We start from the raw sequence: 15,043 nt of genomic DNA, 5'->3' as shown, positions 1-15,043 counted from the left end.
AAAAGAGAGTTAAGGCTCTCGAAACCACTGTAAAAAAACAAAAATCCCAATTTTCAATAACGATCGACTAATCAAATTGGAAATTGGGATTTTTTTAAGTTATTCCTTAATAAACTTTTTAATTATTTCTTCTTTATCCGTTTTGATTTTGATTATATACAATCCTGATGGTAATTCAGAAACATTTATAGTTTCATTTATATCTTCATGTACAACCTTACCTTCTAAATTTAATATTTGGATAGAAGAGATGGAAGAATCATTATCTAAATTAATGTTTAAAATATTACTAGTTGGATTTGGAAAGATAGAAATATTCGTTGTTCTACTTAGTTTAAAGTTATTACTTTCCTCCTCTTTTGCAACAGAAATTTTAGGTGAACTAGAATTATTATATAAACTTACCAAGTAAGCGGTATTTATAGAATTTTTGTAGTTATTAAAATTACCTGAAACTAAAATTTTTCCATTGCTAATAGGAGTAATAGATAAAACGGAATTATTAAAACCATTTTCTGTAATGAATGTACTATCTTTAGTTCCATTAGAGTTTAAACGGATAATATAATTTTCTTGATTTTCGTTAAAACTGGTAAAAGACCCTCCAACAATAATTTTTCCATCCGTTTGTATTAGCATAACAGAAGGTGAACTGTTAAAACCAGTTCCAATGTTAAATGTTGTGTCTATAGTACCATTTGTATTTAATCTTACAAAGTAATTTGCACTAGAATTGTTGAAATTAGAGAAGTAACCACTAACTAAAATTTTACTATCAGCTTGTAAAGTAATATTGTTTACAGCACTATCAAAACCAGTACCAATATTAAATAACGTATCTTTAACCCCATCTGCTTTTAATCGAATTATATTTTTTTCAGCTTCATCATTGTATGAACTAAATTCACCTCCTACAATTAAATTTCCATTAGGTTCTAAAGCCATTGTTAATACATCTCCATCAAAACCAGTACCTGTGTTAAAAGAAGTATCAATGCTACCATTAGAATTTAGTTTAATAATTCGGTTTGCAGTAACTTCATTATATTTTGTAAATTCACCACCTAAAAATATTTTTCCATCAGGTTGTAAAAGAATAACATTAATATTTCCATCAAATCCAGTTCCTGTATTAAAAGTTACATCCTTAGTTCCATCAGGGTTTAAACGGATAATATGATTTTCTGTAACTCCTTTGTAAGTACTAAAAGACCCTGCTACAATTAATTTCCTATCTGGTTGAACTACAATTACTGATACATTTTTATCAAACCCATTTCCTACATTAAAAGATCTATCTTTAGATCCATTAGGATTTAAACGGATGATATAGTTTGATAAATTGTTTTTATAACGTGTGAAATGACCACCTAAAACTATTTTTCGATCCTTTTGTTCTACTGCGGTTAGTATAGTTTTGTCAAAACCAATATTAGGGTTAAAGTTTAAATCAAATGTTCCATTTGTATTTATTGAAACTATATTATTAGCTGAATATCCTTGACCATAAATAGTGAAATATCCTCCTGCTATGATTTTTCCACAAGGAAGAAGTGAAAGACAAATAAGGCTTCTTTTACAGCTTCCTGTACTAAAATCAAGGTCTTTTTTTCCATCAGGATTTAAACGAATTATATTAGTTTCTAAAGGACCAACATGTACATACGGTTTTCCTATTACAGCTATTACAATTTTTCCATCATTTTGGATAGCTAATGATCTTATAGCACCATCAAAAACTACATCTGTATCGAAAGTTCCGTCTTTTGATCCATCATTATTTAATCGAATTAAATATTTTTGAGAAATACCATTAAAATTCTTAAAATTTCCTCCAATAATAATTTTACCATTAGTTTGTATGGCAATAGAGTTAATTGTACTATCAAAACCACTACCATTATTAAAACTGTTATCTTTTGTACCATTTGCATTGATACGTATAAAATTATTTACAGTTTGACCTTTGTATGTTGAAAATAAACCAGTAACTAAGATTTTTCCATCAGCTTGAAGAGCCATATCAGTTACTAAATTATCAAAACCTGTATTTGTTACAAATGAAGTATCGCTAGAACCGTTACTATTTAGCCTAGCTATTTTATTTTGAGTAGTCCCATTATAAGTGTTAAAATTTCCCCCAACAATAATTTTTCCATTAGGTTGTACGAGGATTTTAGTTACACTAGCATCAAATCCAGATCCAATTATAAAACTATTATCTTTAGTTCCATTACTATTTAGTCGTATAATTTTATTTTGATTTACTCCGTTATAGGTGGTAAAATGTCCTCCTATAAGTATTTTTCGATCAGGTTGTACAGCAATACAAGTTATGTCATCATCAAGAAGTATTGTCGTAGAAAAAGATGGGTCTATTGTACCATTGCCATTTAATCGTACTATTTTTTTTACCAGTTGTCCAGAATATTTATGAAAAGTACCCGCTACAAGTATTTTTCCATCAGGTTGTACAGTAATAGTACTTACAGTACCATCAAATCCGTTTATTGAACCAAATTTTTGCGCAATTTGTCCAGGATTTTGCGCATTGCCAATAAGCGTAAAAAACATCAAAAGATATAAATATTTTCTCATAATTTTTATTTAAATATCCAAATTAGATAAATAAGCTTACAAAAACAAGCACCTTAAATTAAAATATAAACATCTATACAAAAACGAGTCAAATAAAGTTAATTTGTAAAAATATGTTTAATAATTAAGTTTATTGTAAGGATAAAAAGAGTAAAAAACAAAAAAAATACATTTTTTTAGATTAAATATTATTTTGATACCATTTAAACTTAAAATATACTAGATTAAAAAGTAAAATTCTCGATCTGTTTTTTTCATTTTTAAAACAACTCTAACAAGCGGTTGAGTATATAATTGAAATCATCATTAGTTCGAGCGAGAAGCGCATCGAGAACCAATACTAATTTTTATTGCTTTTATAGGATAGTGTCTAAATCAACATACAGTTTGTCACTCCTACGTAAGGAGTGAGTCTCATAATTAATATTATGTGATTTCTCCATTTGGTGGAAATAACAAGATTGCGAACTTTTCGGACAGTCTCAAGGTTAAAAAATAATATTAAGAGGAAATGTCAAAGTTTAAATGGTATAACTTATAATAGAAATTTTACATAAATAAAAAAATCGTTCCTAAGAACGATTTTTTTATTATTTGATAACCTTGTGTTTAAAACGATTATTCTTAAACATTTTATAAAAAATAATATTTAAAGTTAAGTAAACTAATAATATTATAAATGTTATGAAGGGAGTTTGTTCTTGGTAAGGAATATTTAAAATTACTATAAAAAAGATTATATTCAAGCAAATGATTTGTAAATAGCTCTTACTGAAAGGAAGTATATTATATTTTATATATACATAATAAGTTTTAAAAATATTATATAATACAATAGAAGTAGTAGAACTGATAGCAACACCTAATAAACCTAACTCCGTAAATTTTAAAAAATAAATAACTATAGCTAAATTTAGCAATAATAAGATAGCTACTATAAATAAATTAAATTTAAAATATTTAGAATAAGCAATAATTTCACTGTTAAAACCAGTAGCCACGTTACTAAAAGCTCCTAAACATAGAATCCAAATAATAGTTTCTATATTTAAAAATTGATTATGAGGATCTAGTGTAATTTTTATATACGGTAAAGCAATTATTATAATACCTATAAATATTAAAGAATAAAAAGAGGCATGATAGGTTGAATTTTTATACAATCGACTTAATAAATAGATTTTCTTTTTTAACAACAATTTTGAAATAGCCACTCCATAAATAGCATTTATCCCTGTAGCGTGCATAAAAATAATAGAAGTTAATGTTGTTAAAATAGAATACAAACCATTTTCGCTCATTGACAAATAACTAGGAACAATGATACTATCAATCTTGTTTATTAACAATAAAGCAAAAGAACCTAAAAAACTAAAAAAGCAATATTCAAAAAACTCTTTTATGCTTACTTTTTCAAATAGAAAATAATATTTAAGAGAAAAGTTAGTATTACTATCTTTAGTTACATAAAAGTGCATAATAAATGTTAATACCGCATAACAAAGAACATAAAGTAAAAGCAATTCATTGTTAGGTATAACTTTTGTGTAGTTCAAGTAAAAAAGAATAGGTAAAAATAAACGAGGAGCAACCTTCTCTAAAATTATCAAAAAACTCACCTTATTATATATGATAGAAACACTTTTTGTTAAATCTATCAAGGCTAAAATTAAACCCAAAATAAGACCAAATTCGTAATAAACAATTTTATTAAAAGGATTAATTTTATTTAAAATAACAAGTCCTGTAAAAAATAGAGAAAAAATCCCTACTGATATTAGTAGGGAAGTTCCATGTAATTTAGGAACATGAAACTTCTCGAAATAAGGTGTAAATTTTACTAAGCCTTGTGCTAATCCAAAAAGAAAAAAAGGAAAAACAAAATAACCAATTGTCTCTATATACTTAATTTCACCCAATATATTAAGTGATTTAGGGAATAGAAAAAAACCAGCTATTATACTTAGAAACAAACCTAAATAGTTTGCAGTAGAATACCAGTAGAGTCTTACTTTTCTACTGTTGTTAAGGATCTTTGGGGCTAAAAAACGCATGATTTACAAATTGAAATTAAAAAGTTTACCTAACCAACTTCTTTTTTCAGCACTTTTAATAGAATCTCGTCCCGTTATAATAAGATTCTGAATATACTCGTCCATCGTACGATTACGTTCTTCTAAGAAATTATTCAAGAATAAAATACCACTTGACTCTCCTTTTTTAGCTTCTATTATTTTAATTTCTTCGTATAAAGGAATGATAAACTTAGCTAAAATAGCATTGTTCACTCCAGATAATTTAACAGTAATATCCATTATTTCATCGTCAACTATAGTAGGTATAAAATCCGCAACAGCCCAAACGAATTTACCGTTATAAGTAACAAATTTTAAAATTTTAGTAGTTCTTTCAGCTTCTTTATTATTTTCAAGTATTAGTCTCTCAATAGCTTTTGGAATATCAGGATGAAGAATCGAATTAAAGTTTTTACCCATCAAGTCTTTATTTTCAAAGCTTGATACCTCTGTAAAAAACGCGTTTACATATTCTATCTCGTTATTTGGTAATATTTTTATTACTAACGTATTGCTTTTATCCCAAGGAGCAGCATCATCTAGTAACTTAATAGGTATCTCTCTTTCCACTACTTTTGTAACACCTACATTTAATTTTGTTTCTGCCTCATTTAAAAGGGTTACAATTTCTTGTGAAGTATTAGAAAGATCTACAAACAATTCTTCCGCAATTGCTTTATTACCTTGTTTGTTTTCAATATAAATTTCTTTAGCAAGTTTATGAAGTTTAACGTGCTTTACATCAAACTTTTGTAGTTCTTCCAATTCTCCAAACTCATCCCGACCTTCTGATTCAAACCATTTTCCCAAACGGCATTGCAAGTGTGATACAATTTCACTTTCGACTAATTCCACCTTACCGTCTAATAGGTCTCTCATTTTATGCATCCAACCTAAATGGTCCAAACGTGCTTGTTCGAAGCTAATTTTCATTTCCATATCAAGTAAATATTTAGTTTTTTAGTACAAAAATAATCATTATAAATATTGTCTTAAAATCTTTAACCTAGTTTTATTATAAATTCATTAAACAGGTTATTTGATGTTATTATAATCAAAATTTATTCAAAAAAAACATTTGTTTAAATTAAATATATTTTAAAAATAGTTTAAAATTATATTTGTTTTTTATTTAAATTATGATTTAAAAAGATAATTTATTTATAATTTTCTCAAATTAATGAAAAGAAATTAAATAAAATTAATTTTAAAAAAAATAATTTTATTTTTAAAAACAAACTAGCTTTTTTAAATCCAATATTGTATATTTTAATAACTTTTGGTGATTTAAATATAAATAACTTCTTCTAATACTTCTTTTTATAACATTTTGTTTTGCATGAAAACATGTTTCGAACTTTAAAATAAGACCAATAGTTTTATTGAAATCTATTTTACAGCATAACCTCTATTTCTAGAATATTAACATCAATGGAATATCATACATTATAAATTAATTAAGTGTAATTATTTATTTTTATTGTTTTTAATAGATAAAAAATTTAATTAAATATAATAAATAGATATTATATCTTTTTATTTGTATATTTGCGCAAAAATTAATCTATGTTTAGTATTCAAATTGCAAATAATAACCATATTCACTTTGCCCAGACGATATGCGATGAGATGGAAGCATCAGCGAAAGTGAGAGGTACGGGTATTGCAAAGCGATCGGCTGAATACATTATTGAAAAAATTCAAGAAGGAAAAGCGATCATTGCTTTGACAGAAAATAAGGAATGGGCTGGGTTTTGTTATATCGAAACCTGGCAAAATGAAGAATATGTGGCGAATTCGGGATTGATTGTATCACCACAATTCCGTCAGAGCGGATTGGCACGAATGATCAAATCTAAAATTTTTGAATTATCACGAACCAAATACCCTAATTCTAAAATCTTTGGATTAACCACTGGTTTAGCTGTGATGCGAATCAATTCGGAATTAGGTTATATGCCAGTAACTTATTCGGAATTAACTACCGATGAAAAATTCTGGAAAGGTTGCCAGAGTTGTGTGAATTTCGAAATTCTGCAAAGTAAAAATTATAAAAATTGTTTGTGTACAGCCATGCTGTATAACATTAATATCAAAGAACAAAAAAATGCAAAAAAAGAAAATAGTATTAGCGTATAGTGGTGGTTTAGACACAACCTATTGTGCGGTGTATTTGAGTAAAATTGAAAATTACGAAGTGCATGCCGTAACAATAAATACTGGAGCTTTCGATCAGAAAGAGATTGCAATTTTAGAAGAAAAGGCATTGCAAAGTGGTGTGGCATCGTATATATGCATTGATGTACGCAAGGAATATTATGACGATTGCATTAAGTATCTAATTTATGGTAACGTATTAAAAAATGGAACATATCCTTTAAGTGTCAGTGCGGAAAGAGCGGTTCAGGCAAAAAGTATTGCCGAATATGCCATCCAATTAGGAATTCACACGATTGCTCATGGAAGTACAGGAGCTGGTAACGACCAAGTGCGTTTTGATATGATTTTTAATCATTTGTTGCCTAATGTGGAAATCATTACACCAATCAGAGATAAAAAACTGAGCAGAGAAGCGGAAATCGAATTCCTGAAATCACATGGTGTAAGCTTCAATTTCGAAAAAGCGGTGTACAGTATTAATAAAGGATTGTGGGGAACTTCTGTAGGAGGTAAAGAAACGTTGACTTCGTATCAAAGTTTACCGGAAGAAGCATGGCCAACACCAGTTTCGGCTACTGAATCTGTAGATATTACATTGAGTTTTAATGAAGGCGAACTGATTTCAGTAAATGGACATTCATTTGAACATCCGTCTATTGCCATTGAATATTTACAGCAAATGGCACAACCTTTCGGAATTGGAAGACACATTCACGTAGGAGATACGATTATAGGGATTAAAGGAAGAGTGGGTTTTGAAGCCGCAGCTCCAGAATTGATTATCAAAGCTCATCATTTACTGGAAAAACATACGTTGACCAAATGGCAATTATTCTGGAAAGAACAATTATCAAGCTGGTACGGTAACTGGTTGCATGAGGGCCAAATGCTGGATCCCACCATGAGAGATATAGAAGCTTTTTTGGCCCACACTCAAAAGACCGTTAGTGGCGAGGTGTACATTACCTTGCATCCGTATAGATATGAATTGAACGGGATTGAAAGTCCGTTTGATTTAATGTCGGCAAAATTCGGGTCATACGGTGAAATGAACAACGGCTGGAGCGGCGAAGATGTAAAAGGATTTACAAAAATATTCGGCAATCAAACCTCGATTTACCATCAGGTTACTAAAGAATTGAGTGATGCAAATAATTAAAGCCGGAATTATTGGTGGAGCTGGTTATACAGCTGGAGAATTACTCAGAATCCTGATTAATCATCCGCAGGTGGAAATTGGGTTTGTGCATAGTAAAAGCAATGCTGGGAAGTTCATTTATGAAGTGCATGATGATTTGTTTGGTGATACCGATTTGAAATTCTCTGAAACGTATCATTCTGATATCGATGTGGTTTTTTTATGCGTCGCGCATGGTGAAGCTAAAAAGATAGTGACTGAATTTTCATCTTCGGTTAAGATAATCGATTTAAGTCAGGACCATAGAATTGCGGCTAATCATTTTTTTGTTTATGGTTTGTCAGAATGGAATAAAACAGCGATTCAAAATGCTAATTATGTTGCGAATCCGGGTTGTTTTGCAACAGCCATTCAATTAGCGTTGCTGCCTTTGGCCGAAGCAGGTTTACTGAGTGGTGATGTGTATGCTTCGTGTACAACAGGATCTACAGGTGCCGGTCAATCATTGACTGAAACTTCGCATTTCAGTTGGAGACAGAATAATTTGTCGGTATACAAAGCTTTTACACATCAGCATCTAGCAGAAATTAATCAAAGCGTACAGCAAGTTCAGCAAGTGTATTCGGGCAACCTACATATTTTACCGCAAAGAGGTTCTTTTACCAGAGGTATTTTGGCCTGTATCACTTTAAAATCAAATCAGTCTTTAGAACAATTGCAATCGTTATTTGAAGAAAAATACAAGCAGGAATCTTTTGTGTTTGTTTCAACTAAAAACATTCATTTGAAACAAGTGGTGAATACCAATAAATGCTTGCTGTATCTGGAAAAAAACGAAGAGGATGTCATGATCGTGAGCGTAATTGATAATTTATTGAAAGGAGCTTCAGGACAGGCGGTGCAAAATATGAATCTGATGTTCGGTTTACCCGAAACAACAGGGTTAAAATTAAAACCAAGCGCATTTTAAATTATGGACACAATAACTATAAATAACCCAACACAAATGAATCTATTCGACGTGTATTCGGTTTCAGATATTGAAATTGTGAAAGCACTAGGTTCGGACTTATGGGACAAAAACGGAAAACACTATTTGGATTTATATGGCGGTCATGCCGTAATTTCCATTGGTCATACGCATCCTCATTACGTTTCAAGCCTTACAGAACAGTTGCATAAAATTGGTTTTTATTCCAATTCGATTGTGATTGACCAGCAGAAACAATTGGCAACAAAATTAGGCCTACTTTCGGGCTATACTCATTATCAGTTGTTTTTGTGCAATTCAGGTGCAGAGGCAAATGAAAATGCCTTCAAATTGGCATCTTTTCATAATGGAAGAAAAAAAATAATCGCTTTTAATAAGGCTTTTCATGGTAGAACATCATTGGCCGTTGCAAGTACAGATAATCCTGCAATTGTAGCACCAGTGAACGAAAACAACAACACAACTTTTTTACCATTAAATGATAGTAATGCTTTTGACCAAGCCGTAAACGATGAGGTGTGCTGTGTCATTATTGAAGGAATTCAAGGCGTTGCCGGTATTCAGATTCCAGAGCCTGCATTTTTACAACATGTGGCGCAAAAGTGTAAAACACTAGGTATTGTTTTGATTTTGGATGAAGTGCAGTCGGGTTACGGAAGAACGGGGAAATTTTTTGCCCATCAACATGCGGGAATACAGCCCGATATTATTACTGTGGCGAAAGGAATGGGCAACGGATTTCCTATAGCTGGTGTTTTAATCGCGCCGCATATTCAGCCAAAAAAAGAAATGCTGGGAACCACTTTCGGAGGAAATTATTTGGCTTGCGCTGCTGGATTAGCAGTTTTAGAAGTGATTGAAAAGGAAAACCTAATGGAGAATGCCCAAAAAATGGGAGAGTATCTCATGGAACAATTGCAAAACATTCCAAATATCAAAGAAATCAGAGGCATGGGATTAATGGTTGCCATCGAATTGTATGAGCCTTGCGCAGCTGTACGTAAACGATTATTGGACGAATTCGGAATTTTTACCGGAACCGCGAGCAATAAAAATACCCTGAGAATTTTGCCTTCATTGGCAGTGACGAAAAAAGAATTGGACGAATTGTTACAAGCTTTAAAGATTATTTTGAAGTAAACGTCCTGATTAGAAATGATTAATGAAAGAGAAATGAAACATTTTACATCAGTAAACGATATTGAAGACCCCATGGCTTTAGTGAAAGAAGCCATAGAATTAAAAAAAACAGAAAGAATATCTCAAATAGGGAAGAATAAAACCATCGGATTGTTATTCTTCAATTCGAGCCTGAGAACTAGAATGAGTACGCAAAAAGCCGCACAAAACCTAGGAATGGAAGTGATGATTCTTAATGTAAACAACGATGGTTGGGCACTGGAATTTGAAGAAGGAGCCGTGATGAACGGAAAAACTGTGGAACACATTAAAGATGCAGCTGCTGTAATGGGTTTGTATTGTGATATTCTAGCCATTCGTTGTTTCCCCAATCTGGAAAATAAAGAAGAGGATTATGCCGATAAAATTATCCATCAGTTTATGCAATATGCTAAAGTCCCAGTGGTGAGTTTAGAATCGGCAACAAGACATCCGTTACAAAGTTTGGCGGATATGATTACAATTCAGGAATACAAAACCAAAGAGAAGCCAAAGGTGGTGCTGACTTGGGCGCCACACATCAAACCGATTCCGCAGGTGGTAGCCAATTCGTTTGCCGAATGGACTTTGTCCAGCGGTTATGATTTGACTATTACACATCCTGAAGGATATGAATTGAGCGAGGAGTTTACAAAAGGCGCAACAATCGAATTCAATCAGGAAAAAGCATTACAGGATGCCGATTTTGTTTATGTAAAAAACTGGTCTTCGTATACCGATTACGGAAAGGTTTTACCTGTTACAGAAAATTGGATGTTAACTAACGAAAAATTGGAAGTAACCAATTCAGCAAAAGTGATGCATTGTCTGCCAGTGAGAAGAAATGTAGAAGTATCGGATGAGGTTTTGGACAGCGAAAATTCGTTGATTCTACAACAAGCTGAAAACAGAGTATATGCGGCTCAAACGGTATTGAAAAAAATAGTGGAATCTAATTTTTAAGCTATGGTACATGTAATAAAAATTGGCGGGAATATTATTGACGATGCAATAAAATTAGATGATTTCCTTAACAGATTTGCTAAGTTGGATGGACCAAAAATTTTGATTCACGGTGGCGGAAAATTGGCTACCAGTGTAGCAAAGAATTTGAATATTGAACAACAAATCATCGACGGTAGACGGATTACTGATGCTGAGACTTTAAAAATTACTGCGATGGTCTATGCCGGATTGGTAAATAAAACCATTGTGGCTAAATTACAGTCAAAATCATGCAATGCCATTGGATTAAGTGGTGTAGATGGAAATTGTATTCAATCGGTAAAAAGAAATCATCCAACTATTGATTACGGTTGGGTAGGTGATGTGGAAAGTATTCATGCCGGTTTTTTGCAAAATCTTATAGACAATAGAATTGTACCCGTTATCAGTCCAATTACCCACGATGGAAAAGGTAATTTATTAAATACCAATGCCGATACTATTGCAACCGAAGTAGCTATAGCACTTTCTGAAACGAACGAAGTGAATCTTAGATTTTGCTTTGAAAAATTAGGGGTGTTGACAAATCCTGAAGTCGATGGTTCATGGTTAAGAAAGCTCGATAAGAAAGAATATCAATCTTTAAAAGAGGCACAAATTATTTCAAAAGGAATGCTCCCTAAATTGGAAAATGCTTTTAAAGCGAGTGAATCTAAAATAACGAGGGTCGAAATCTGTCATGCCGATTATGCTAGTGAACAAGGCGAGTCGTTTATTGGAACTTTAATAGTATAAAGAATGGAACAATTACAAAAAGAAGCATTGGAATTGCTAAAAAAGTTAATAGCGACACAATCGTTTAGTAAACAAGAAAATCATACGGCTGAAATTCTGAATGATTTTTTTGTTCAAAAAGGGATTCTTACTAATCGATTGCTACATAATGTTTGGGTAAAGAATAAATATTTTGACGATTCAAAACCAACAATTTTACTGAATTCACATCACGATACGGTACAACCAAACAAACAATATACTAGAAATCCTTTTAGCCCAGATATTGAAGACGGGATTTTATATGGTTTGGGAAGTAATGACGCTGGTGGACCACTGGTTTCTCTAGCGGCCTGTTTTTTGCATTTTTATGACAGACAGGATTTGCAGTTCAATTTGATTTATGCAGCCACCGCAGAAGAGGAAATTTCTGGAAATAACGGAGTGGAAATCGTTTTACCAGAATTAGGAAAGATGTATTTCGGTATTGTGGGCGAACCTACCAAAATGGATATCGCTATCGCAGAAAAAGGACTTTTTGTGATTGATTGTATTGCCCACGGGAAATCAGGACATGCCGCTAGGGAAGAAGGAGAAAACGCCATTTATAAAGCGTTGAAGGATATCGAATGGTTTCGAACATTCGAATTTCCAGAGGAATCGGAAATGCTGGGCAAAGTCAAGATGTCGGTAACTATTATCAATGCGGGTGTACAACATAACGTGGTTCCAGAAAGATGCCAGTTTACAGTGGATATTAGAACCACCGATAAATACAATAACGAACAAGCTTTGGAAATTATCAAACAATATGTGGATTGCGAAGTCATTCCGCGTTCGACTCGTTTGAATCCTTCATTTGCTCCAATAGAGCATCCAATTGTGCAAAGTGGTATCGCATTAGGAAGAGCTATTTATGCTTCACCAACCACTTCAGATCAGGCGTTGATGAGTGGTTTTCCAACGTTCAAAATGGGACCAGGCGATTCGGCAAGATCACATACAGCCAATGAATATATTTATGTGGAAGAAATCAACAAAGGCATTGCAATCTATATTGAAATGCTAGAAAAATTTAATACGATAGACTATGAAGTTGTGGCAAAATACATCAGATAACGTAAAAACTTCCATTTCAGCAATGGTGGAACAATTTACGATAGGCCAAGATATTATTTGGGATTTATATTTGGCAGAAGCTGATATCAAAGGTTCTTTGGCTCATACATCTATGTTGCATGAAATAGGATTATTAACTACTGAAGAACTAAAGGAAGCCCACGAGGGGTTGCAATCCATTCTGAAAATGGTACTTGATAAGTCATTTGTAATTGAAGAGGGTGTAGAAGATGTGCATTCCCAAGTCGAATTGTTACTAACTCAAATGAAAGGAGAGGTAGGAAAAAAAATCCATGCCGGTCGTTCCAGAAACGATCAATCATTGTTGGATATTAAGTTGTTTCTAAAATCAGAATTGAAACAAATTGTCGAAAAGACCGAAACTGTTTTTAATACTTTGATTGATTTGAGCGAGAAACACAAAAACGATTTGCTGCCAGGCTACACGCATTTTCAATTAGCAATGCCTTCCTCGTTTGGTTTGTGGTTTGGCGCTTATGCAGAAAGCTTAAGTGATGATTTAGAACTGATTTTAGCGGCCTATGCTATGGCTAATAAAAATCCTTTAGGATCTGGTGCTGGTTATGGTTCTTCTTTTCCTTTAAATAGAACATTCACCACCTTGCTACTCAATTTTGAATCGATGAATCATAATGTGGTCTATGCTCAAATGACGAGAGGAAAAATGGAAAAAACAACTGCTATGGCTTTATCTGGAATAGCAGCTACACTGACCAAATTTTCAATGGACGTGTGTTTGTACATGAATCAACATTTCGGATTTATTAGTTTTCCTAAAGAATTAACCACAGGAAGTAGTATCATGCCGCACAAAAAAAATCCAGATATTTTCGAATTGATCAGAGCCAAATGCAACAGAATTCAAGCTTTGCCTAATGAGCTAACGTTATTGACTAACAATTTACCCTCGGGGTATCACAGGGATATGCAATTAACCAAAGAATGTTTATTCCCAGCGATTATAACCTTGAAAGAATGTTTAGACATGCTTCAAGTAATGTTAGAAAATATTACCATTAAGCAAAACATTCTATCAGACGAAAAATATTTGAATCTATTCACGGTTGAAGCCGTTAACGAATTGGTTTTATCCGGTATTCCGTTCAGAGAAGCCTATAAAATAGTTTCAAAACAAGTGGAAGAAAATCAGTTTATCTATAATTATGAAACGCTAAACCATACCCACGAAGGAAGTATTGGTAATTTGCAAAATGATAAAATCAAAGAGGAGTTTATTAAAAAGAAAAAGAAAATGATTTAATCCTCAGCTAAATAGTAAGAAGTTTCATTTTTCACCATACTCATCACAATATTACTGTGATATTGTCCAATGTTTGGAATATTGGCTAATTTATTCACTACAAAATTATTGTAAGCATCAATATCTGTAGTCGCAATTTTTAACATATAATCGTAAATACCTGAAAGACTAGTAACTTCTAGTATTTCAGGCATTTTCATAACTTCATCCTCGAAATTTTTTAAATGCTCTCGAGATTGTTTTTTTAGAGTGATATTGCAATACGCAAAAAGTTTGATACCTACTTTTGAAGGATTAAGGATAACAGCACTTTTTTTAATAACACCAGACTCTTGAAGATGTTTAATTCTTTCATAAGTAGGGGTATAAGAAAGACCTACCATAGCCGCAACATCTTTCACAGAAAGTGTACAATCTTGTTGTAAAATATTAAGAATTTTTGCGTCTATTTTATCCATAAAAAGAAAGTAAATAATAAGAGTTATTCTTTAGTTTCTTCTTCTTTTTTAGTAGTAGTTGTTTCTTCGCCTTTAGAAGCTTTTTTGAATTCATTCAACCCACTTCCTAAACCTTTCATTAATTCAGGAATTTTCTTACCTCCAAATAACAATAATAAAGCTGCAATTATTAGTATAATTTCCGTTGGACCTAATCTTCCCATGTTTTTAAAAATTGTGCAAAATTTGCATTTAAATTATACTGCAAAGATAATAAAGAAAAAACTCAAATGTAATTTTTAACGAATTATTATTCGTATAATGAAGAGCCATTCTATTTTCCTATATTTGTAGTACGTATAAATT

The 15,043-nt window shown here is 32.0% G+C and carries 13 protein-coding genes; 8 read left to right on the top strand and 5 right to left on the bottom strand.

Annotation, left to right across the window (positions count from 1 at the left end; genetic code table 11):
- Positions 1-99: 99 nt before the first annotated feature.
- From ACUXZJ_RS03435 to ACUXZJ_RS03425, 3 genes are all read right to left on the bottom strand, one after another.
- Positions 100-2,598, bottom strand: a complete 2,499-nt coding sequence (locus ACUXZJ_RS03435) for a T9SS type A sorting domain-containing protein (RefSeq protein ID WP_060383755.1) — start codon at positions 2,596-2,598, stop codon at positions 100-102.
- A 590-nt stretch (positions 2,599-3,188) separates the two neighbouring features.
- Positions 3,189-4,652, bottom strand: coding sequence for a hypothetical protein (locus ACUXZJ_RS03430; RefSeq protein ID WP_063743474.1), 1,464 nt, complete (start codon positions 4,650-4,652; stop codon positions 3,189-3,191).
- A gap of 3 nt (positions 4,653-4,655) precedes the next feature.
- On the bottom strand, positions 4,656-5,612 hold the full coding sequence (locus ACUXZJ_RS03425) for a CZB domain-containing protein (protein ID WP_063743473.1): 957 nt from the start codon (positions 5,610-5,612) through the stop codon (positions 4,656-4,658).
- Between the two features lie 627 nt (positions 5,613-6,239).
- Here ACUXZJ_RS03425 and ACUXZJ_RS03420 point away from each other — a divergent pair.
- Genes ACUXZJ_RS03420 through argH form a run of 8 tightly spaced genes read left to right on the top strand, consistent with a single transcriptional unit; the run spans position 6,240 to position 14,240 of the window.
- Entirely contained in the window at positions 6,240-6,812 is a 573-nt protein-coding gene (locus ACUXZJ_RS03420) for an N-acetyltransferase (RefSeq protein ID WP_201030583.1), read from the top strand.
- Positions 6,781-7,992, top strand: a complete 1,212-nt coding sequence (locus tag ACUXZJ_RS03415) for an argininosuccinate synthase (protein WP_060383917.1) — start codon at positions 6,781-6,783, stop codon at positions 7,990-7,992. Before ACUXZJ_RS03420 ends, ACUXZJ_RS03415 begins: the two co-directional genes overlap by 32 nt.
- Positions 7,979-8,941, top strand: a complete 963-nt coding sequence (argC, locus tag ACUXZJ_RS03410; protein WP_446195780.1) for an N-acetyl-gamma-glutamyl-phosphate reductase — start codon at positions 7,979-7,981, stop codon at positions 8,939-8,941. The genes ACUXZJ_RS03415 and argC overlap by 14 nt, the downstream gene beginning before the upstream one ends.
- A 36-nt stretch (positions 8,942-8,977) precedes the next feature.
- Complete coding sequence (locus ACUXZJ_RS03405) at positions 8,978-10,102, top strand: aspartate aminotransferase family protein (protein ID WP_063744160.1); 1,125 nt, start codon at positions 8,978-8,980, stop codon at positions 10,100-10,102.
- A gap of 33 nt (positions 10,103-10,135) precedes the next feature.
- A complete protein-coding gene (locus tag ACUXZJ_RS03400; protein WP_060383920.1) occupies positions 10,136-11,083 on the top strand; it encodes an N-acetylornithine carbamoyltransferase in 948 nt (315 codons plus the stop codon).
- Between the two features lie 3 nt (positions 11,084-11,086).
- Positions 11,087-11,860 carry an acetylglutamate kinase gene (gene argB, locus ACUXZJ_RS03395; RefSeq protein WP_063743469.1) on the top strand — a complete coding sequence of 258 codons (774 nt, stop codon included), beginning with the start codon at positions 11,087-11,089 and terminating at the stop codon, positions 11,858-11,860.
- Positions 11,861-11,863: 3 nt separating this feature from the next.
- Complete coding sequence (locus ACUXZJ_RS03390; RefSeq protein WP_195157827.1) at positions 11,864-12,958, top strand: M20 family metallo-hydrolase; 1,095 nt, start codon at positions 11,864-11,866, stop codon at positions 12,956-12,958.
- Complete coding sequence (gene argH / locus ACUXZJ_RS03385) at positions 12,930-14,240, top strand: argininosuccinate lyase (protein ID WP_446195777.1); 1,311 nt, start codon at positions 12,930-12,932, stop codon at positions 14,238-14,240. The genes ACUXZJ_RS03390 and argH overlap by 29 nt, the downstream gene beginning before the upstream one ends.
- Here argH and ACUXZJ_RS03380 read toward each other — a convergent pair.
- Together ACUXZJ_RS03380 and tatA are read right to left on the bottom strand one after the other, a co-directional pair.
- Positions 14,237-14,698 (bottom strand): Lrp/AsnC family transcriptional regulator, encoded by a 462-nt coding sequence (locus ACUXZJ_RS03380; RefSeq protein WP_014165812.1) that lies wholly within the window; start codon positions 14,696-14,698, stop codon positions 14,237-14,239. The genes argH and ACUXZJ_RS03380 overlap by 4 nt on opposite strands.
- Before the next feature lie 23 nt (positions 14,699-14,721).
- Positions 14,722-14,901 (bottom strand): twin-arginine translocase TatA/TatE family subunit, encoded by a 180-nt coding sequence (gene tatA / locus ACUXZJ_RS03375; RefSeq protein ID WP_088419049.1) that lies wholly within the window; start codon positions 14,899-14,901, stop codon positions 14,722-14,724.
- Positions 14,902-15,043: the final 142 nt, after the last annotated feature.

It is taken from the genome of Flavobacterium sp. TN-1, assembly GCF_052828645.1.
This window is presented reverse-complemented; position numbering and strand designations above follow the sequence as displayed.